General features: G+C 37.4%; 19 protein-coding genes and 1 pseudogene. 19 read left to right on the forward strand and 1 reads right to left on the reverse strand.

The genetic code is table 11. The features are described 5' to 3' along the window. Positions 1 to 55: 55 nt before the first annotated feature. Complete coding sequence (locus tag EYB29_RS02405; protein ID WP_166626476.1) at positions 56 to 508, reverse strand: N-acetyltransferase; 453 nt, start codon at positions 506 to 508, stop codon at positions 56 to 58. Between the two features lie 113 nt (positions 509 to 621). Here EYB29_RS02405 and bshC point away from each other — a divergent pair, with 113 nt between their 5' ends. The 19 genes and pseudogenes from bshC (at position 622) to EYB29_RS02500 (ending at position 20,732) form a co-directional block, all read left to right on the forward strand. Next, positions 622 to 2,187 (forward strand): bacillithiol biosynthesis cysteine-adding enzyme BshC, encoded by a 1,566-nt coding sequence (bshC, locus tag EYB29_RS02410; RefSeq protein WP_166626477.1) that lies wholly within the window; start codon positions 622 to 624, stop codon positions 2,185 to 2,187. A gap of 138 nt (positions 2,188 to 2,325) precedes the next feature. Then, positions 2,326 to 2,757, forward strand: a complete 432-nt coding sequence (mraZ, locus tag EYB29_RS02415; RefSeq protein WP_026867528.1) for a division/cell wall cluster transcriptional repressor MraZ — start codon at positions 2,326 to 2,328, stop codon at positions 2,755 to 2,757. Between the two features lie 11 nt (positions 2,758 to 2,768). Then, positions 2,769 to 3,698, forward strand: a complete 930-nt coding sequence (rsmH, locus tag EYB29_RS02420; protein WP_026867529.1) for a 16S rRNA (cytosine(1402)-N(4))-methyltransferase RsmH — start codon at positions 2,769 to 2,771, stop codon at positions 3,696 to 3,698. 11 nt (positions 3,699 to 3,709) lie between these two features. Beyond that, positions 3,710 to 4,087: a cell division protein FtsL gene (gene ftsL, locus EYB29_RS02425; RefSeq protein WP_026867530.1), complete on the forward strand. Its 378-nt coding sequence runs from the start codon at positions 3,710 to 3,712 to the stop codon at positions 4,085 to 4,087. Further along, entirely contained in the window at positions 4,074 to 6,221 is a 2,148-nt protein-coding gene (locus EYB29_RS02430; protein ID WP_026867531.1) for a penicillin-binding transpeptidase domain-containing protein, read from the forward strand. Before ftsL ends, EYB29_RS02430 begins: the two co-directional genes overlap by 14 nt. A gap of 9 nt (positions 6,222 to 6,230) precedes the next feature. Then, positions 6,231 to 7,193: a phospho-N-acetylmuramoyl-pentapeptide-transferase gene (gene mraY / locus EYB29_RS02435; protein WP_026867532.1), complete on the forward strand. Its 963-nt coding sequence runs from the start codon at positions 6,231 to 6,233 to the stop codon at positions 7,191 to 7,193. Position 7,194: 1 nt separating this feature from the next. Beyond that, positions 7,195 to 8,532 carry a UDP-N-acetylmuramoyl-L-alanine--D-glutamate ligase gene (gene murD / locus EYB29_RS02440; protein WP_166626478.1) on the forward strand — a complete coding sequence of 446 codons (1,338 nt, stop codon included), beginning with the start codon at positions 7,195 to 7,197 and terminating at the stop codon, positions 8,530 to 8,532. A gap of 14 nt (positions 8,533 to 8,546) precedes the next feature. Then, a complete protein-coding gene (locus tag EYB29_RS02445) occupies positions 8,547 to 9,803 on the forward strand; it encodes a cell division protein FtsQ/DivIB (RefSeq protein ID WP_166626479.1) in 1,257 nt (418 codons plus the stop codon). Positions 9,804 to 9,904: 101 nt separating this feature from the next. Continuing rightward, positions 9,905 to 11,413 (forward strand): cell division protein FtsA, encoded by a 1,509-nt coding sequence (gene ftsA, locus EYB29_RS02450; protein ID WP_166626480.1) that lies wholly within the window; start codon positions 9,905 to 9,907, stop codon positions 11,411 to 11,413. 24 nt (positions 11,414 to 11,437) lie between these two features. Continuing rightward, positions 11,438 to 12,392: pseudogene (gene ftsZ, locus EYB29_RS02455) on the forward strand (cell division protein FtsZ); the annotation flags it as partial. A 298-nt stretch (positions 12,393 to 12,690) separates the two neighbouring features. After that, entirely contained in the window at positions 12,691 to 13,476 is a 786-nt protein-coding gene (locus EYB29_RS02460) for a purine nucleoside phosphorylase YfiH/LACC1 family protein (protein ID WP_166626481.1), read from the forward strand. Then, complete coding sequence (locus tag EYB29_RS02465; protein WP_166626482.1) at positions 13,469 to 14,098, forward strand: YggS family pyridoxal phosphate-dependent enzyme; 630 nt, start codon at positions 13,469 to 13,471, stop codon at positions 14,096 to 14,098. Before EYB29_RS02460 ends, EYB29_RS02465 begins: the two co-directional genes overlap by 8 nt. An 8-nt stretch (positions 14,099 to 14,106) precedes the next feature. Further along, the gene (locus EYB29_RS02470) at positions 14,107 to 14,685 is read left to right on the forward strand and encodes a cell division protein SepF (RefSeq protein ID WP_026867538.1); all 579 of its coding nucleotides are present in this window, start codon (positions 14,107 to 14,109) and stop codon (positions 14,683 to 14,685) included. Between the two features lie 11 nt (positions 14,686 to 14,696). Continuing rightward, on the forward strand, positions 14,697 to 15,002 hold the full coding sequence (locus tag EYB29_RS02475) for a YggT family protein (protein ID WP_026867539.1): 306 nt from the start codon (positions 14,697 to 14,699) through the stop codon (positions 15,000 to 15,002). 81 nt (positions 15,003 to 15,083) lie between these two features. Continuing rightward, on the forward strand, positions 15,084 to 15,869 hold the full coding sequence (locus tag EYB29_RS02480; protein WP_166626483.1) for a YlmH family RNA-binding protein: 786 nt from the start codon (positions 15,084 to 15,086) through the stop codon (positions 15,867 to 15,869). A gap of 9 nt (positions 15,870 to 15,878) precedes the next feature. Beyond that, positions 15,879 to 16,361, forward strand: a complete 483-nt coding sequence (locus EYB29_RS02485) for a DivIVA domain-containing protein (protein WP_166626484.1) — start codon at positions 15,879 to 15,881, stop codon at positions 16,359 to 16,361. A 247-nt stretch (positions 16,362 to 16,608) separates the two neighbouring features. Further along, positions 16,609 to 19,347 carry an isoleucine--tRNA ligase gene (gene ileS, locus EYB29_RS02490; protein ID WP_166626485.1) on the forward strand — a complete coding sequence of 913 codons (2,739 nt, stop codon included), beginning with the start codon at positions 16,609 to 16,611 and terminating at the stop codon, positions 19,345 to 19,347. Between the two features lie 3 nt (positions 19,348 to 19,350). Next, positions 19,351 to 19,830, forward strand: a complete 480-nt coding sequence (gene lspA / locus EYB29_RS02495; protein WP_166626486.1) for a signal peptidase II — start codon at positions 19,351 to 19,353, stop codon at positions 19,828 to 19,830. Continuing rightward, the gene (locus EYB29_RS02500; protein WP_166626487.1) at positions 19,827 to 20,732 is read left to right on the forward strand and encodes an RluA family pseudouridine synthase; all 906 of its coding nucleotides are present in this window, start codon (positions 19,827 to 19,829) and stop codon (positions 20,730 to 20,732) included. The genes lspA and EYB29_RS02500 overlap by 4 nt, the downstream gene beginning before the upstream one ends. The last annotated feature ends 210 nt before the right edge of the window (positions 20,733 to 20,942 follow it).

Genomic DNA, 20,942 nt, shown 5'->3' on the forward strand with positions numbered 1-20,942 from the left:
GCGGAATGAGCCCTTATAGGGCTGAAAAAAAGCCACCCGTTATACGGGTGGATACTTACTGTGGGTACCACATTAGAGATTCGTCTGCTAGATCACGTTCAATATCGTAATCGTGCCCTTGAAAGTTATGTTTTTCGAAGAACTTTCTAGAGTTTTCAAAACGACTAATTGCTTTAATTGGTAAATTAAAAGACTTAGCGTAGTCAATCATAGCACTTCCAAAACCACGACCCTGGTATTTTTCAAGAACCTCTAATTTCCAAATTACCAGGTAGTCACTCGTATCTTCATCTATTGGATGATCAGTATCTTCACGGCGATATAAACACATACGCGCTGCTAGCTCATCACCCTGGTAAATACCGTAGAATGGTGAGTCGATATTCGCGTCGATTACATTAGCTTCAAGCTCATTCATCATATGTAATTCCTGAGAACCATATTCTCTAAATTTCTTAAACTCTTCCGCTGTTTTGTAGTTGATTGCTAAATTATTTACTTTTACCATTTTTAAAACGCCCCTTTTCTCTTAAGTATATTCATAATTTTTAAGCCGTTCAATTGTTTTATATTTAAATAAATTTTATACTTTTAATAACGATATGTTGAGGAGAAATATATATGCGATTTGAGACTGTAGATCAAGCTGTAAAAGCAGCTGGTAATAAAGACAAGAAACAATTTTATAGTAGTTTATCGTACAATAAAATTGATATAGATACCATTTTTGATAGACCCAACCATGCACATACAGAAGCAATAGCTGATCTTATTGAAGCCGATATGGCACAGTACGGTTTAAGCGATGCTCAAAGGGGTAACCTAAAGCGCCTTAGAGAAGGTAGAAAAGTTGTTATCGGTGGTCAACAGGCTGGCTTATTTATGAGTCCATCATATATCATACATAAAATTATTTCACTCTTAATTGTAACTAATGAGTTAAACACAGTGCATAACAAAGAAGCTGTACCCGTTTTTTGGGTTGCTGGTGAAGACCATGATTTTGAAGAAGTGAATCATACTTTTGTTTACGACAGTTACTACAGAAGACGGGTTAAAGTTTCCTATAAACCAAACTTAAGTGTACCGATGAGTGTGGGTTTCTATGAGTATGATAAGAATGCGATGAAGGAAAGTTTGAATAAACTAGTGGCTTACCTAGGTGATTCGACTTATGTAACTGAATTAAAAGAGTCGGTCAGTCATCAAATAGAGCGATGTACAAGCTGGACTGAACTTTTTCATTCACTGGTACATGAAACCTTTAAATCGCATGGACTTATCATTTTTAATTCACATCTAAAAGCAGTAAGAGAATTGGAGAAACCGATTCTTAAAAAGATGTTTAAAAATCATCAAGCGATAGATTTAGCATTTAAAGATGGGCAGAAGCAGTATAATGAAGCAATGAAAACGGCGCCGGTTATTGATACAGAAACGACAGTTCATTTGTTTGGTAATGCAGATACTGAGCGTGAATTACTTCTCTATAAAGACGGGTCTTATCACTTAGGTGGTGAGACGTATAGCCATGATGAGGTACTCGCTTTAATCGAAGAGAAACCTGAAAGTTTTTCCAACAATGTCGTCACTCGACCACTAATGCAAGAAGCATTGTTTAATACTGCTGTGTTTTTAGGCGGGGGAGCAGAGGTTAAGTACTGGGGTGAAATCCACAAAACCTTTGAGGTCATGGATTTACAGATGCCCATAGTTCTAAAACGTATGGAATTTGTTTACCAGGATGAAAGGATTCAAAAGTTACTAAATAAGTATGAACTCAACTTTGACGATGCACTCGTTCAGAACATCAATGAATTAAAACGTACTTTAATTGATAATCACACTGATGAAGCACTTTTAAAAGAGGTAGATCATATTAAAGAAACGATAGACGAAGCTTTTGAAGTCTTATACAAAAAGAAGGATGAGTATTTCAATAGTCAGTTAATCGACAGCAATAAGAAACAACATCAACTACATCTGGATTACTTAAAGAACAGATATAATATTGAAATTAAACGTTCATTAAGGCAAGATCTCCACAATCTTGAAGAATTGAGTGAAAAATTATTCCCAAATGGTGTGCTTCAAGAACGTATCTACCACCCATGGCAATTATCTGCTGAATTATGGGATTACTCCCCACTTTCTTACACGGAAAATTTAGTCATAATAAAAAAATAAAAAGGCTCTATATCAAGCGATTTCCTTTAATAAGGGAATCGCTTTTTAATTTTGCAATATTTTTTTGGATTCTTTTTTATAAATTGTGGAGGATTGTGGGGAGATGTGGTAAATTAAATGTATAGCGGGGTGAGATATATGTTCATGGGTGAATATAAACATAATTTGGATACTAAGGGACGCATCATTGTGCCGAGTAAATTCAGAGATTTGCTCAGTGAACAATTCGTCATTACCCGCGGTTTGGACCGTTGTCTTTTCGCATATACGATGGATGAATGGAGCCGAATCGAAGAAAAACTAAAAACTCTACCACTCACTAAAAAAGACGCTAGAAAATTTACGAGATTATTCTTCTCAGGTGCCACAAACGTAGAAATCGACAAGCAAGGACGTATTAATATACCGCAGAATCTAAGAGACTATGCTGGTCTTTCGAAGGATTGCACGGTTATTGGCGTATCGAGTCGCATTGAAATTTGGGACACGGAATCTTGGGAAGATTTTTATACAGAATCTGAAGATAACTTTGAAGAAATAGCAGAAGACTTAATCGATTTTGACCTTTAGGATGTGACACTTTGTTTAATCATACTTCAGTTTTACTAAAAGAAACGGTCGACGGTTTAAATATTAAACCGGACGGTATATATGTGGATGCCACACTTGGTGGGGGCGGACATACTGCTTATCTTATGTCCCAACTGGACACTGGACACATTTATGCTTTTGACCAAGACATTACAGCAATTGAAAATGCGAGTAAGAAATTTGAAGGGTCAAACAAGGTGACTTTAATACACACAAACTTTGAAAATCTAACTTCAGCACTAAAGGAATATGGTGTCACAACGGTCGATGGTATTTTGTACGATCTAGGCGTATCTAGTCCACAACTTGATGTCACAGAACGTGGCTTTAGCCATTCAAAAACAGCACGTTTAGATATGCGGATGGATCAATCACAAGACCTCGATGCCTATGAAATTGTCAATCACTATTCTTACCAAGAATTAGTCAGCATATTCTTTCGCTATGGTGAAGAAAAGTTTTCAAAAAAAATTGCTAGAGAAATAGAACGCCTTAGAGAGATTCAACCTATAGAAACAACGACAGAATTATCAGAGATTATAAAATCTCAAATTCCAGCGAAGTTTAGACGAACAGGCGGGCACCCAGCAAAAAGAATATTCCAAGCTTTAAGAATTGCTGTCAATGATGAACTTGGAGTATTTGAACGTTCTCTTGAACAGGCGATTGACTTATTAAAAAAAGGCGGACGTGTCTCGGTAATAACCTTCCACTCATTGGAAGATAGAATTTGTAAACAAATGTTTGTCGAATATGAAAAAGGCCCAGAACTTCCAAAGAATATGCCGATTATTCCTGAAGGATACGTGCCTTCCTTAAAAAGAGTGAATAGAAAGCCGATTACTGCACAAGGTGAAGGTTTAGAAAATAATCCACGCGCACGCAGTGCAAAACTTCGGATTGCTGAGAAACAAGTATAGGAAGTGTTGACATGGTAGTAGAAAGATATACTGAAGTCCATCCATCCCCTAAGACGACCAGACGCCAGGAGAGCCAAACACATATAAGAAAAAAGGCTAAAGTCGTCGGCATAAAACGATTTGAAATGGCAGTATACATAACGCTAGTTGTTCTGATTGCAGCAGCCTCAGTGTATGTGCTATCTTTAAAAATGGAAGCTCACAACTACCAAAATGAAAAATCATCAATAGAACAATCCATCTCTGTAAAAGATGGTGAAATTAGTGAATTACAAACTGAAGTCACTTATCTTGCTTCCTACGATCGCATATATGAAAAAGCTCAAGAATTGGGCTTAGATCTGAACAATAGCAATGTAAAGGTTGTAGAAAAGTATGGTCAAGAATAAAAGAAAAATCAGCCTGAAGAATATAAAGACCACACCTGGTGCACTCCTGATATATATCGGTATAGGAGTGCTTTTTCTATTGATAATCGGTCAATTTATTAGATTGATGGTGTTTCAAACAATAGATGACGAAGACCTAATCGCACGCGGTGAGGATAAGTATGCTGTTTCTTCAGTCACTGAAGCAGAGAGAGGGGATATTACAGACCGCTCAGGTAATGTCCTTGCGTCAGACATGGAAGCTTATAGACTAGTGTTGATAACGGATGATAATTATCCAAACCATGTATCTAACCCAGAAGAGACAGCATCACTTGTCGCAGAAGTCATAGATACGGAAAAAGAAGAAATACAAGAGCAAATTGAAAAGAGTGTAAAAGAAGGACGATTCCAAATGGAACTTGGACAAGCCGGGCGAAATATTTCTTACAATGATAAGAAGTTTCTAGAGGAGTCTGAAGCAACGGGTCTTGTCTTTGAACCAGAAACAAGAAGGTTTTACCCGAATGGTCAATTTGCTTCTCATTTAATTGGCATGGCGGAATTAAATGAAGAGACGAACGAACTACAAGGTCAGCTAGGTATAGAAAAAATTTACGATGACCTACTAGCTGGAGAAGATGGATCGATTGACTATAACCAAGATGTTTGGGGTTCTATAGTGCCAAATTCTGATAATGTTCAACCGCCGGTTAATGGTAATGACGTTAAATTAACAATTGACTCAAACATTCAACTTTACCTAGAAGATTCATTAAATGATATGGAAGAACACTTTAAACCTGAAGAATTAATGGCAGTTGTCGCTGACGCAGACACTGGTGAAATTTTAGCAAGTGGTCAAAGACCGTCATTTAACCCTGAAACGAGAGAAGGCTTTGGTAACTCTTGGTTGAACATGCTCTATGAATATTCATTCGAACCTGGTTCAACATTTAAAGTATTTGGTTTGGCTGCCGCTATTGAAGAGGGCGTCTATGATCCCAATGAAGTTTATACATCCGGTTCTATGGATGTAATGGGTTCAACTATTTACGACTGGGAAACAAGTGGATGGGGAGACATTACATACAACGAGGGAATGCAGTACTCATCAAACGTATTAATGATGATTTTACAAAATAAAGTTGGCGCCGATAAAATGTTGGAATATTATCAAAAATTTGGCTTTGGTCAAACGACAGGTTCTGAGTTACCAACAGAATCTCCTGGTCAACTTGCATGGGATAATGAACTTCAACAAAAGACCACATCTTTCGGACAAACTTCAACGGTGACTCCAATACAAATGATTCAAGGTATGACTGCTTTATTAAATGAAGGTCAGATGAAGAAACCTTATGTTGTTGACGAGATAACTGATGAAGATGGCGAAGTGGTTTATGATGGCAAGGAAGAAAATGTGAGACAAGTGATTTCCAAAGAAGCTGCGAATAAAACAGTTGAAGAAATGAATACTTTAATCGATGGGTCCTTAGATCATAACTCACAGTACAAATTAGATGATTACGAAGTGACAGGTAAATCAGGTACGGCTCAGGTATATGATCCAGAAACTGGTGGCTACTTAGACGGAGATTATGAATTTTTCACCTCCTTCCTTGGTTACGCGCCAAAGGATGACCCTGAGGTGATCATCTATTATGGTATTAAGCTAGCGAGTGAAAATAAAAGCGAAACTTGGGACAACGGTGTTGCAAGAGGATTTAATCCACTTATGGAAAGAACTTTAAAATATTTAGAAGTATCAAATGCTGATGTATCGGAAGAGCACAGTGTCATTGAAATCGGTGATTATACAGGTAGTGAAATCGATACTCTAGAAGAAGAATTAAATGATACAATTGAAGTAAAAATAGTCGGTGAAGGCACTGAGATTACTGACCAGTATCCTAAGGATGACACACTATTACCATATGACACTTTATTTATTAAAACAGACGGTGAAGCTACTGTTCCGGATATGTCCGGTATGTCTAAGAGAGAAGTATTACTACTTGGTGACTTTATGGGAATCGATGTCTCGGTAAGTGGAGAAGGATATTCCAATGAACAGTCTGTAGAACCAGGAACAGTCATAACTGAGGATACTGCAATAGAAGTAACTCTATCGTCAAATGACCCGAATGATTAAGGAGGACCTATGAATTATATATTTCTTATAGCAGCTTTTGTATTGACTGCTATACTCATCCCATTGTTAATTCCCTTATTAAAAAGAATGAAGTTTGGGCAAACGATACGTGAAGAAGGACCAGAGAGTCACCTGGTTAAAACGGGCACACCGACAATGGGTGGTCTATCATTTATTTCAGTGACTGTAGTACTTTCAATTATTGGGCTTTTCTTTGTAGATGATGTCTACAAATTACTTGTCTTGATTATTGTTACTTTGGGATTTGGTTTAATTGGTTTTGTTGATGACTATATCATTGTAGTTAAGAAGAACAATGCAGGCCTATCCTCTAAGCAAAAATTTATTTTCCAAATTCTTGTTGCGATAATAATTTACATTATAATGATTAACTGGATTCCTGATATTGATGCTGGCATAAGAATTCCAGGAACAGATTTCTTAATCCCACTCGGAGTATTTTTCGTTGTGTGGATTGTCTTCTGGCTAGTTGGTTTCTCAAATGCTGTTAATTTAACTGATGGTTTGGATGGTTTATCGACAGGTACATCCATTATCGCCTTTGGTTCATTCTTGGTCATTAGTTTAATTTTAGGTGAAATGGAAATTGCCCTGTTCCTATTTATATTAATCGGTGGATTAATTGGCTTCCTAATCTACAATAAGTACCCTGCCAAATTGTTCATGGGTGACACAGGGTCATTAGCACTCGGTGGCATTATAGCTATCGTATCAATCATGTTGAATAACAGTCTCTTGTTACTTTTAATTGGCCTAGTGTTTGTCATTGAAACACTGAGTGTCATGATGCAAGTGACATCCTATAAACTGACTGGTAAGAGAATCTTCAAAATGACACCGATCCATCATCATTTTGAATTATCGGGATGGAACGAATGGAAGATTGTTATTGTGTTTTGGTCATTTGGGCTAATTTGTGGTGTTATCGGTGTTATTTTAGGAGTGATGTAAGGTGAAAGATTATAAAGGTTTTGAAAATAAAAGTGTCATCGTCCTAGGTTACGGTAAAAGTGGTAAGAGCGCGGTTAATGCTCTGGTTACTTTAGGTGCCAATGTAACACTGACTACAAATGAAGTTTTTTCTGATGAAGAGAGCGAACAAAAAATGAATGGATGGGGTGTAGAAATTGTAGATGGGCACCACCCCATACATCTATTAAATGATGCTGATTTCATCGTTAAAAACCCAGGTATACCCTACTCAATTCCATTTTTAGTAGAAGCGACAGAGAGAAATATACCGATTGTTACAGAAGTTGAAATTGCGCATCTGTTAAGTGAAGCACCAATCTACGCCTTAACAGGTACGAATGGTAAGACAACTTGTACTCATCTTTTGGGTGAGATGCTTGAAAACGGCGGATCTCACCCAATTCTGTGTGGTAACATAGGCTATCCAGCAACAGATGCTGCCATGGAAGCAACACCAGATGATACTTTAGTAATGGAACTATCATCATTTCAGCTCCTCGGGACAGAAACGTTCCGACCTAATATCGCAGTGATTACAAATATTTATGAGGCCCATTTAGATTATCATGGTTCAAAAGAAGAATATAAAAAAGCTAAACTTAGAATATTTGAAAACATGACAGCAGATGATCTATTAATCTTTAACAACAACCAAAAAGAATTACTCGAAGGCCAAGATATTTCCTGTCAGGTTCAATACTTTGATATTAAAAACAAGGCAGATGCATACTCAGATGGTGAGTATTTAATTGTACACGATGAGAAAATCATGCCTATAGACGAATTGGTGTTAAAAGGGAATCACAATATTGAAAATATACTCGCTACCTTGCTGGTTGCAAAAGCACATGGAGTGAGTGATGAGGCAATTATAAAAACCTTGCAATCTTTTGGTGGTATACCTCATCGTCTTGAGCGTTTAGGAACGGTCAACGATGTCACGTATTATAATGATTCAAAAGCGACCAATAACTTAGCGACTTCCTTTGGACTCCAAAGCTTTACAACACCAGTGATATGGATTGCAGGTGGATTAGACCGTGGACAATCACTGGAGGATTTAAAGCCTTTTACGGCTCATGTTAAAGAAATTATCACCTTCGGTGAGACTCAAAGAAAATTTGTTGAACTTGCCAATGAACTAGGTATTCAGGTAGAAACAACAATTAATCCAAATTCAGCAATCGCCTTAGCACAAGCACATGCTGTAGCTGGAGATACTGTACTCTTCTCACCAGCTTGTGCAAGTTGGGATCAATATAAGGATTATGAAAGAAGAGGCGATCACTTCAAAGAAGGCTTTAGCCAATTAAAATGATAGGGGGATAGCCGATGTCAGAGAAAGACAACAATGTTGATGATATAAAAGAAAAACTGAAGAAAAAACGTCAAAACACCGAGTACACCGGCTATACCCCGAGGTCATTAAGAAATAAGGATAAGTCTGGTGAAGAAAACAAAGATGTTGAAGTTAAAGTCCCAAAAGATAGTGGGTTAAAAAAAGAGGCTAAAGCGAATCAGTCAGAGAAAGACATAAAATCAACACCGTCTGATGACTTGAAAGTCGAACACTATAAAGATTTTGACAATGATGAGAATGCAAAATCACCGGATACAAAAGAAAAAAGTAATGCTAAAGATCAAGAGAAAAAAACTAAGAAAAAAGAGAAAACGAACAAGATTAAGTCTGACAAGAAAGATAAACCTCCGAGAGAGAAGTTTCAGTTTAAAAGAGTGCATGCTTATATCATTGGTATTGTGGTCTTGGTGATTCTCTTAGGGACTTTGTTATGGTATGTCTTTTCAAGTGCAAGTGATGTAAAAGAAATTACCTTCACTGGTAATAGTATTGTTTCTGAAAGTGAGCTTGAGGAAAGAATTGGTTTTCAAGAAGGTGATAAGATGTTCAGTATCTCATTAGGTAAGGCAAGTGAGAACATCGAACTATTGCCTGTTATTAAAGAAGTCAATACGAGTCGCGATTGGCCGAACGGCGTTACCATTGATATCGAAGAATATAAAGCAGTAGCCTATATAAATAGTGAAGATCTTTATTTCCCAGTACTTGAAAACAGTAGAATTCAAAGAGGATATCCAAGTGCACCAAGAAATGCGCCCATCATTTACAACTTTGAAGGTGAAGAATTTGATGCTTTAGTAGAGGCATTGAATAATATAGAAGGCGATATTCTAGAAAATATTTCAGAAATTTACTTTAGACCGACAGATAATTCAAGAAGACGGATTCATGTCTTTATGAATGACGGCCAGGAAATTGTTGCTGATTATGAGACCTTTAGTGAAAAGATGAACTACTATATTGGAATTCGTCAAGAAATTGGTGAAGATGCTGAAGGCATTATTGATATGGAGGTCGGTACTAGCTTCTTACCTTACGATAGTGCGGATGCTAGAGAAATAAAAGAAAATATTTATAATGAACCGACAAGTGCAACTTACATTGAAGACATCAATGAATCACTTAATGGCGTACGTGATACACTTTCTGGAATGGACCAAGAAGAAGAATCAGAAACTGCTGAAGAAGCTGAAACAGAATCTTCTGAAGGTGAAGGATCAGCAGAATAATGGATAAAAGTAAACAAATTTTTTGAAATAGTTCACATTAATCAGAGTATAATGTAAACTAGTATTAGTATTATGAAAATGGCTGTGTAGGAGGCAATAAGGTGAAGGAACATTATTATGTTGCCCTTGATATCGGCTCATCCAGTGTCAAAGTAGTTGTCGGAGAAAAATTTCACAATGGTGTGAATGTAATCGGTACCGGCCAAACCTTCACTGATGGAGTTTCTAAAGGGATGATCAATGATTTTGATCAGGCTAAAAATGCAATTATTGATACAATTAAAAAAGCTAAAATTGCTTCTGGTATAGATATCGATGAAGTATTTGTAAAAGTTCCAGTTGCTGATACACGTATCAGATTTACTGAAGATGTCATTCGATTTGGTGGACAGGCGACTGAAATAACCGGTGAACATATTGAAGAGTTACTTGAAAATGTACGTCAAAGTGGTTTTGAGAGTAATGAAGAGGTTGTCAGTGTTTACCCTGTTTCATTTATCGTAGATAGTTTACATGAAGTAAGCGATCCAAAAGATATGGTTGTAGAGGAAAGCCTAGCTGTAAAAGCAGGGGTGGTTACAGCAAATCGTTCATTATTAATCAATCTTGTGAAATGTGTAGAAGCAGCTGGACTGACGATTTTAGATGTTTATTCAGACGCTCTAAACTATCAACACATATTAACTGATGCAGAAATTGAGCTCGGCGCAGTTGTTATTGATATTGGAATGGATCTCACACAATTTGCTTACTATGAACGAGGCGCACTTAAATATGCAAATAGTGTAGCGCTCGGCGGTAGAGATATTACCTTAGATATTGTCGATGAGTTTAACACTTCATATGATGAAGCGGACCAAGCAAAAGAACAATATGGTCACGCATTCTTTGATCACGCGAGTGATGATGAGAAAGTTACACTCAGTCAGTCTGACTCAGATCAACCACTTCAAGTGACATCTAAAGACTTAGCTGATGTAATTGAGCTAGTGATTGAAGATGCCTTTATGAGCGTCTTTGAGAACATTGCAGCTAATGGCATTAACAAAGTTCAAGGTGGATTTGTAATCACTGGTGGTACGGCAAACATCAGAGGGGTTAAAGAGCTTGCTCAAGATTTGGTTGCTGAAAAAGTAAGAATTCATATACCAAATCAAATGGGTGCTAGAAAACCCGAATTTTCTAGTGCGATATCCACTTTATCGAGCGGAATTATGTTTGATGAGTTGCTGGATTATGTTACAATTGATAATTATGATGACTATCCTGAAGCATCATCGGATAATGAAGAAAATGAAGTACAGGAGGAGCAGTCAACGAACTTCTTTACTAGCCTTTTCAATAAGCGTAAAGAAGAGAATGAACTGCAAGTCAATCGTGATGAAGAAGCAGCAGTTGAAGTAGAGCGTCAAAGAGACGAAGATGACTATGACTACCCTGAAGAAGAAAATTCTTACGATAGGGAAGATGATTACATCGCTGATGATGATTATGAAGATTACGAAGATGACCAAGAGGAATCAAGGCGATCTTCAGAGTCAAAAGAAGCCAAAGAAGAAGGCAATATTGGCGGTAAAATGAAAAAAATACTGAAAAACTTATTTGAGTAGAAGTACATTTGGGAGGAAAGATTAATGTTAGAATTTGAACAAGGTTTCAACCACATGGCAACGTTAAAAGTTATCGGTGTTGGCGGCGGCGGTAATAACGCTGTTAACCGTATGATCGATGATGGTATGTCCAATGTTGAATTCATTGCAATCAATACTGACGGACAAGCATTGAATTTATCTAAAGCTGAATCAAAAATCCAAATTGGGGATAAATTAACACGCGGACTTGGTGCCGGTGCAAACCCTGATATAGGTAAGAAAGCTGCTGAAGAATCACGTGAACAAATTGAAGACGCAATCCAAGGTGCGGATATGGTCTTCGTAACGGCAGGTATGGGCGGTGGAACAGGTACTGGTGCTGCACCAGTAGTTGCAAAAATCGCTAAAGAAATGGGTGCCTTAACAGTGGGTGTTGTAACTCGCCCATTCTCATTCGAAGGACGCAAGAGACAAACGCAAGCTGCTGCTGGTGTTGAACAAATGAAAGCTGCAGTCGATACGTTAATTGTCATCCCAAATGACCGTCTATTAGATATCGTTGATAAATCTACTCCAATGATGGAAGCATTTAAAGAAGCAGATAACGTTCTTCGTCAAGGTGTACAAGGTATTTCAGACCTTATCGCTGTAAGCGGGGAAGTCAACTTAGACTTTGCTGACGTTAAGACAATCATGCAAAACCAAGGTTCTGCATTGATGGGTATCGGTATTTCATCAGGAGAAAACCGTGCGGTAGAAGCTGCTAAAAAAGCAATTTCAAGTCCATTACTTGAAACTTCAATCGTTGGTGCACAAGGTGTCCTAATGAATATCACTGGTGGAGAATCACTATCACTCTTTGAAGCACAAGAAGCTGCAGACATCGTTCAAGATGCTGCTGACGAAGATGTAAATATGATTTTTGGTACAGTGATTAACCCAGAACTTGAAGATGAAGTGGTCATTACTGTAATTGCAACAGGATTTAATGAAAAATCAATTCAGCGTTCAAGTGAACGTCCTGAAGTATCTGAAAACAATACTCAAACACGTGGTGGAGGTTCAAACTTCAGTCAGGGTACTTCATACAATCAAAGAGACATCGTAGAAGAAGATACACTTTCACAATCTAACGATCGATTTGATGATAGAGGCAAAGATGAGCCAGATGTTCCAACTTTCTTAAAAGGTAATAGTTCTAGAAGAGAAAGACGCAGAAGATAAGCGAATTTTGATAGATTTTAAAGGAGATATTGGCAGCCCAATGTCTCCTTTCTTTATAGGTGGGGTTTACTGTGATTGATAATTTTTCTTTTAGACATTTCGATAATTTTGTTGGCTATGTAACTGACGAACTCACACTGGGTTATACAAAACGTGTGGATGGTTTCAGTGAATATCCTGAAAAAAGTTTTAATATGGCACTTTACATCGATGATGAAGAGAATAATGTCCACCGCCATCAGGATATATTAGGTGAGAAAATTGATTTCCCTGTAGAAAATTGGGTCTTACCTATTCAACGTCACGGCGGTAACATTAGAGAAGTTAAGTTAGTTGACCGAGGAACCAATATTAGATCACTCAGTGAGTCATTTTATGATGTAGACGGTGTCTATACTTATGATAGAGATGTTCTGTTAACGATGAACTATGCGGACTGTATTCCAGTCTATGTATGGAGTGAATTGGATGACTTTATTGGTTTAGCTCACGCAGGTTGGCGTGGGACACAAGCCCATATTACTAAAAAGCTAATCGAAGCTTATAAAGGTAATATAGAGAACCTCAGAGTTGTAATTGGTCCAGGTATTAACAAGGACCATTACGAAGTGGACAACAAAGTTATCGATGCACTTAGCCCCTTATCAACCGAGTCATATAGCCAGACATCTACAGGTTATTTATTAGATTTAAAAAATGTGAATAGTGAACAAGCTCAGCATGCAGGAATTGATTCAAACCATATTCACGTGACTGATTTTGGCACAGAAGAAGCGGACTTTTTCTCCTATCGGTTAGAAAAAGGGAAAACTGGTCGTGCACTTGCTTTTATTGGAAGGAAGCGTAAAGATGATTAAGGAAAATTACGAACAGATTAGAAATGAAGTTGGCGATGGTGTGAATATCATTGCCGTGACGAAATATCATAGTGTAGAGGAAACACTTGAAGCTTATAATAGTGGGGTGCGTCATTTTGGTGAAAATAGGGTAGAGGGCTTTATAGAGAAAAGAAAAGCCTTACCTGAAGACGCTGAAGTTCATTTCATCGGTACGATGCAATCCAGAAAAGTTAAAGATGTGATTGAAAATTTAAACTATCTCCATTCACTTGAGAGAGAAAGTGTTGCAAAAAAAATTGAACAGGCAGCACATCATGTTGTAAACTGTTTTATACAGGTAAATGTGTCCGATGAATCTTCTAAGCACGGGATCGCACCTGAAGCTCTTGAGGATTTTTTAGAGACCCTACAAGCCTATGAGTATGTCAATGTCATCGGATTGATGACGATGGCGCCAGCAACAGAAGACCAAGCTGTAATTGATGATACATTTAAAGGTTTAAGAGACTTAAGAGATCAAGTTCAAGTTAAATATCCAACTGTCACTGAGTTGAGTATGGGTATGAGTAACGACTATCCTAGCGCTGTAAGTTTTGGTGCGACTTTTATACGCATTGGGAGTAAAATAATGGGGAACTAGGTGATTATATGGCTATTACAAAGTTTATAAAGGACTTATTTGTCGTCGATGTTGAAGAAGAGGTACCAGTTCAAAAAGAACAATCTTCAGTATCGAAAGTTACTAATCTTAAGACTGATAAACAGAACAATAGTCGTCACAAAGCGGCGGCAGAGAAGAGAAAACCTGAAACCAAATCTAAGTTGATTGATGTCAAAGACAGCGATAAGAAAGAAAAAATGATTCAATCGAAAAGAAAGCAAAGTCATCAAGGAAAATTTGAAGATAGGTCACAATCGAACCGCGGGGAGAATCGTGCAATGTCAGCAAATAATCAAAGTACAAAAGTCTGCTTATTTGAACCAAGAGTGTTTGCAGAAACACAAGATATTGCAGACGAATTAAAAAGTAACCGAGCAGCACTTGTGAATTTAACGAAGATTGATAGTGTGGCTAAGAAGCGAATTGTGGACTTTCTAAGTGGTACGGTATATGCTTTGGAAGGTGATATTCAAAGAGTCGGCACTGATATCTTTTTATGTACACCAGACAGCTTTGGTGTTGAGGGAGAAATCTCCGACAAAGAAGCACTTTTCGATGAAATGTAAGGAGAATATATTTGGATAATTCATTACTAATACAAATACTTATTTATATCGTCCAGTTTTTTAATTTTGTTTGGCCGATATTCACTTGGGGACTTATTATTTATATATTATCCTCATGGTTTCCAGCTTTACGAGAGTCTGCATTTGGAGAATTTCTAGGTAAGGTCTATGAGCCACTCTTAGAACCATTTAGAAAACTTATTCCACCACTTGCTGGCATGATTGACCTATCTCCAATAATTTTAATTATCATTTTGAATTTATTCGGACGAGGCATGAATGAAATATTCCAAGTCATCTTTTCTTGGCTTGCTTAAGAGTGTAATAGAATGTAGGACTTGTACCCGCGCTTGTTTATAAATCTAAGCGCGGGTCATTATATTTAAGGTGTGATCTGATTGAAAGGCATAATGCAACATTTTAGAAAGGACGAGCATGAAATGCTCTCACTTTTAAAAAGTAAATTTGAGACAGCTGACCGTAATTATTATGCTCTTGTCACGGATTTTTTAAATCCGAGAGAAAGAAAGATGGTCGAGAGTTTGAGTGGCTCATTTCCTGATATAAAAGTAGATTATTACGGAGGGGGTAATAATGAGGAACGTGAAAGAATGCGCGCATTGTTATCACCAGAGTTTATAGAAATCACTTTAGACGACTTTGAAATTACGGTGTTTGAAATATCCTATCCAGAAAAATTTGTAACCTTAAGTCATAGAAATATACTGGGTGCAGTGATGAATTTAGGATTGGATAGAGGGATTATTGGTGACATCATAGTTGGTGAAAAAATACAATTTGCAGTGTCATCACCATATAAGGACTTATTTGTTAACGAGTTAACAAAAATAAAAAATACACCAATATCTTTAAAAGATATTCCGCATCAGTCGTTTCAAGACAACAAGTTGTCTGTTAAACATGTATCTATAATGTCTAGTTCATATCGACTTGATGCTATCGTTTCACATGTTTTAAAAGAGGGAAGAGCAAAGTCTAAAGAAAGAGTACAAAAGGAAAAGGTGAAAGTGAATCATTCGATTGTCGATGAACCATCCTTTATAATAGAATCTGGTGACATCATATCAGTTAGAGGTTTCGGACGTTTTATAGTTTCTGAGCAACTCGCTGAAACAAAAAAAGGAAAGTATAAAGTTGATGTTAAGATTGTCACTGATAATTGAGGTGTAAAAATGAACAAAGAAGAAATTGTTAATAAAAAATTCACCACGGTCTACCGTGGACTTGATGAACAAGCTGTCAGACAACATTTATCAGAAATACAAAATTTAATAGAAAGTAAAGATGAACGTATCAGACAACTCGAAGAGATGTTAAATGATAGACAGGAAAATTTAAATAGCTTTAAGAGCGTTGAATCTTCAATAAATGAAGCGATTCTGAGCGCAACTAAGGCAGGAGATGATATTAAACTAAGAGCACAAAATCTTGGGGATAGTATCGTAGAAAAAGCGCATAATGAAGCGGCTCAGATTAAGGAAAGAGCTGAACGTGAAGCAACTGAAGTAAGGTCTTATACTGATAACTTAAGAAGAGAAGCAAAAGTATTCAGAGCGCGATATAAAATGCTGATTCAAGCACAACTAGATTTGATCGAAACGGATGATTGGGAGCAAATGTTGAAACTTGATGATGAGAACCTTGACAAACAGTAAATTTACATTGACGAATTAAGAGAAATTTAGCATAATTAGTATGTATTATTAGACACAGAAAGTGTTCATAAGATGTTCAGCGAGCGAGGGAAGGTGAGAGCCTCGACAAACATGAACGCAGTCTATCACTAATGATTTATAATGAATATATATAAAGAGGACTCTAAGCAGTCAAAAAGGGTGGTACCGCGGTTATTCGTCCCTTGTTTTGCTTAGGGTCCTTTTAATTTATAAAAGGAGAATTTACATGGATTATAAAGATACTCTGTTAATGCCAAAAACAGCCTTTAAAATGCGTGGCGGTTTAGTCAATAAAGAACCTAAAATGCAAGATCATTGGCGTGATATTGACCTCTATAACAAAAAGCTTAAATTGAATGAAGGTAATACACCATTTGTATTACATGATGGTCCACCGTATGCGAACGGTAATCTTCATATGGGACATGCCTTGAATAAGATTATCAAGGACTTCATCATCCGCAATAAGCAAATGCAAGGTTATTATTCACCTTACGTACCTGGTTGGGATACACACGGTCTACCAATCGAACAAGCCTTAACAAACAAAGGTGTCGACAGAAAATCGATGTCGATTGAAGAATTTAGAAATAAATGTATTGAATTTGCAAACTCTCAAATTGACATCCAACGTGAAGGATTTAAACGTATGGGTGTTGATGGTGAATGGGACAACCCTTATTTAACTTACAAACCTGAATTTGAAGCATCTCAAGTCCGTGTCTTAAAAGATATGGTTGAAAAAGGTCTTATTTATAAAGGGAAAAAGCCAATCTACTGGTCTCCAACAAGTGAGTCATCTCTTGCAGAAGCTGAATTAGAATACAAGGATAAAAAATCACCATCTATTTATGTTGCCTTTGAAGTCACTGATGGTAAAGGTATTGTCGATAACGGCGTTAAATTTGTCATCTGGACAACCACACCATGGACAATTCCATCTAACCTAGCACTTGCTGTTCATAAGAACTTAAACTATGTTCAGTTTAACTATCAAGGTGAAGAATACATTGTTGCTGAAGACCTATTAGATTTCTTTTGTGAAGAAGTAGATTTCGATAAGGAACAAGTAACGCGTTCAAAAGAGTTTAAAGGTAAGTCACTTGACCGTCTGGTTGCGCGTCACCCATTAATTGACCGTGACAGCTTAGTGGTTCTTGGTGATCATGTAACTACTGAAGCAGGTACTGGGGTAGTTCATACAGCACCTGGCCACGGTGATGATGACTTTAAAGTAGGGCAACAGTATGGTTTAGACGTCTTGAGTCCTGTAGATGACAAAGGTGTATTTACGAGTGAGGCTGGTAAATATGAAGGACTCTTCTATGATGAAGCTAATAAGGTGATCACTGAAGATCTAGAAGCTGCTGGCGCACTCTTAAAACTGTCATTCTATACACACTCATATCCACATGATTGGCGTACGAAAAAACCGGTTATTTTCCGTGCTACACCGCAGTGGTTTGCATCAATCGATGGTGTGCGTCAAGATATCTTAGATGCTTTAATGGATACTAAATTCCAAGTGGAATGGAACCGTAAACGAATGTACAATATGATCAAAAATAGAGGAGACTGGGTCATTTCTCGTCAGCGTGTCTGGGGTGTGCCTCTACCATTCTTCTATGCTGAAGATGGTCGAGAAATCATTGATGCAGATGTTATTGAGCACATTGCTTCACTATTTGAGGTGCACGGTTCAAATATTTGGTTTGAATGGGATGCAAAAGATTTACTCCCAGAAGGCTATAGTCATGAAGGCTCACCGAATGGTGAATTTACTAAGGAAACTGACATCATGGATGTTTGGTTTGACTCTGGCTCAACACACCGCGGGGTTTTAGATTACAGAGATTATCTAACTTATCCTGCTGATCTTTACTTTGAAGGTTCTGACCAATATCGTGGTTGGTTTAACTCATCACTGATAACAAGTGTGGCAACAAAAGGTCAATCACCATACAAAGAATTACTATCTCACGGTTTCGTCATGGATGGCCAAGGTAAGAAAATGTCTAAATCTCTAGGCAATGTTATCCTACCAACTAAAGTAATGCAGCAAATGGGTGCGGATATTATCCGTTTATGGGTTATGTCATCTGACTTCCAAGAAGATGTTAGAGTGTCTGACGATATTCTTAAACAAGTATCAGAAGTTTACCGTAAAATCCGTAATACATTTAGATTCTTACTCGGTAACGTCAATGACTTTAATCCAAATGTTGATGCAGTAGCTTATGAAGATTTATTTGAAGTAGATAAGTATATATACAATCGCTTTAATAAATTAAAAACATTCATGCTGGATTCATATGATAAGTATGACTATGTAACGATGTATCAAACCGTACAGAACTTTATCAATGTAGATCTTTCTAACTTCTACTTAGATTATGGTAAAGATATTCTTTACATTGAAAAAGCTGATGCACCAATCAGACGTAGTTTACAGACAGTATTGTATAAGATTCTTAAAGAATTGAACTTATTATTAACTCCAGTTCTTGTTCATACAGCTGAGGAAATTTATGAGCATACACCGTATACAGAAAAAGAGAGTGTGCACCTAGAACACTATCCAGAGCGTGAAGACATTGATCAAGCACTCGTTGAAAAATGGCAGAAATTCATGGCAGTTAGAGATGACGTATATAAAGCTTTAGAAGTTGCAAGAAACGAAAAAGTCATCGGTAAATCATTAGATGCGAAAGTGACGATCAGTCAACCAGAAAACTTAGACTTAGACGATATTCGTGGTAGTCTTGCACAGTTCTTCATCGTGTCACAGGTTGAAGTGGTTGATGAACTGACTGACGGTACAGCTTATGACAACGTTAACGTTAAAGTTGAGCATGCAGAAGGTGAACGTTGTAACCGCTGCTGGAACTATTCAACGGCAGATTCAATTGTGAGCGGTGAGGATGATATTTGCCCACGTTGCCGTGAAGTTGTGGATGCACTTTAAGTTATGGAAAAGTATAGAATTGGTCCAATGTTAATCTTAGCCATTGGCATTCTCATCTTTGACCAGGTCACTAAATTCTTAGTCACGACACAGATGTCGCTCGGAGAATCTATACCGGTTATTGGAGAAACGCTACAGATTACTTCACATAGAAATAGTGGCGCTGCCTGGGGCATGTTTGAAGATCGTATGTTATTCTTTTACATCATCACAGTTATTGTGATTGGATTCTTAATTTACCTATATAAAACAGAGGCAAGCAACAATCTGATGATGCAAATCGGTATTGCTATGCTATTAGCAGGTGCTATAGGTAACTTTATAGACCGATTACTGTTTCAAGAAGTGGTCGACTTTGTCGATGTCATGATCATCAATTATGATTTTCCGATATTTAATGTAGCGGATAGTGCTTTAACAGTCGGTGTCATTATTCTATTAATCGAAGTATTTATAACGGGGAAAGGTAAGGAAACAAAATGACATTAATTATTGAAAGTTCCAATCAAGGCGATCGTCTAGATACGTTGCTCTCTAATACCAAACCCGATACGTCTCGAACAGATATTCAGAATAGAATAAAATCTGGCCATATTACAGTCAATGGTCAAACTGTAAAATCAAATTATAAGGTGAAAACAGGCGATGAAATTGAGTTTCTAGAGAGAGAAACGATAGTGTCTGATATCACGCCTGAGAATTTAAATTTGAATATAATCTATGAAGATGAAGATGTAGCCGTTGTGGATAAACCTCGCGGTATGGTTGTTCACCCTGCTGCTGGTCATGCAACTGGAACACTCGTCAATGGACTGATGTATCAATTGGATAATCTTTCTGGTATTAACGGAGAACTCCGTCCTGGTATTGTCCATCGTATTGATAAGGATACGTCTGGCTTATTGATGGTTGCTAAAAATGATGTGGCACATAGAGCCTTGGTTGAACAACTTATGGATAAGACAGTGACGAGAAAGTATACAGCCCTTGTTCACGGTGTGATACCGCATAATTTAGGTACAGTTGAAGCGCCAATTGGGCGCAATCCTAAGGAACGACAGGATATGGCCGTTGTCGATGACGGTAAGGATGCTGTTACGCACTTCAATGTTATTGACCGCTTTAAAGATTTTACCCTTGTTGAATGTATCCTAGAAACAGGTCGTACACACCAGATTAGGGTACACATGAAGTATATTGGTTATCCTTTAGCTGGAGATCCTAAGTACGGACCGAGAAAAACAATAGACACTGATGGTCAGTTACTTCATGCAGGTGTGATCGGTTTTAATCATCCTAAAACAGGTGAGTATTTAGAGTTTAAACAGCCATTACCTGAGTACTTCACACGTGAACTAGATGAATTAAAACGAACAGAAAGTTAAAAGTTTTGTTGACTTAATATAAGTCGATTGTTATGATAGTTTCAATCAAATGAATACGAGGTCTTTAAATTTTAGTCCTGTGAGGCTAAGAAGACGTGACGCGCACATGGAAAACCACCTAGGATAGGTGTGTCTTTTCCATGTGATAATAGAGCATATCTATATACTCATGTCTTCGGACATGAGTATTTTTTTTATAAATTTGGAGGG

Source organism: Jeotgalicoccus sp. S0W5 (assembly GCF_011634875.1).
Taxonomy (GTDB): Bacteria; Bacillota; Bacilli; order Staphylococcales; family Salinicoccaceae; genus Jeotgalicoccus; species Jeotgalicoccus marinus.

What these genes read in the sequence shown, in the direction of transcription:
- EYB29_RS02405 (WP_166626476.1), bottom strand. Translation starts at nt 508, where the DNA reads ATGGTAAAAGTAAATAATTTAGCAATCAACTACAAAACAGCGGAAGAG.
- bshC (WP_166626477.1), top strand. Translation starts at nt 622, where the DNA reads ATGCGATTTGAGACTGTAGATCAAGCTGTAAAAGCAGCTGGTAATAAA.
- mraZ (WP_026867528.1), top strand. Translation starts at nt 2,326, where the DNA reads ATGTTCATGGGTGAATATAAACATAATTTGGATACTAAGGGACGCATC.
- ftsL (WP_026867530.1), top strand. Translation starts at nt 3,710, where the DNA reads ATGGTAGTAGAAAGATATACTGAAGTCCATCCATCCCCTAAGACGACC.
- EYB29_RS02430 (WP_026867531.1), top strand. Translation starts at nt 4,074, where the DNA reads ATGGTCAAGAATAAAAGAAAAATCAGCCTGAAGAATATAAAGACCACA.
- mraY (WP_026867532.1), top strand. Translation starts at nt 6,231, where the DNA reads ATGAATTATATATTTCTTATAGCAGCTTTTGTATTGACTGCTATACTC.
- EYB29_RS02445 (WP_166626479.1), top strand. Translation starts at nt 8,547, where the DNA reads ATGTCAGAGAAAGACAACAATGTTGATGATATAAAAGAAAAACTGAAG.
- EYB29_RS02465 (WP_166626482.1), top strand. Translation starts at nt 13,469, where the DNA reads ATGATTAAGGAAAATTACGAACAGATTAGAAATGAAGTTGGCGATGGT.
- EYB29_RS02470 (WP_026867538.1), top strand. Translation starts at nt 14,107, where the DNA reads ATGGCTATTACAAAGTTTATAAAGGACTTATTTGTCGTCGATGTTGAA.
- EYB29_RS02485 (WP_166626484.1), top strand. Translation starts at nt 15,879, where the DNA reads ATGAACAAAGAAGAAATTGTTAATAAAAAATTCACCACGGTCTACCGT.
- ileS (WP_166626485.1), top strand. Translation starts at nt 16,609, where the DNA reads ATGGATTATAAAGATACTCTGTTAATGCCAAAAACAGCCTTTAAAATG.
- lspA (WP_166626486.1), top strand. Translation starts at nt 19,351, where the DNA reads ATGGAAAAGTATAGAATTGGTCCAATGTTAATCTTAGCCATTGGCATT.
- EYB29_RS02500 (WP_166626487.1), top strand. Translation starts at nt 19,827, where the DNA reads ATGACATTAATTATTGAAAGTTCCAATCAAGGCGATCGTCTAGATACG.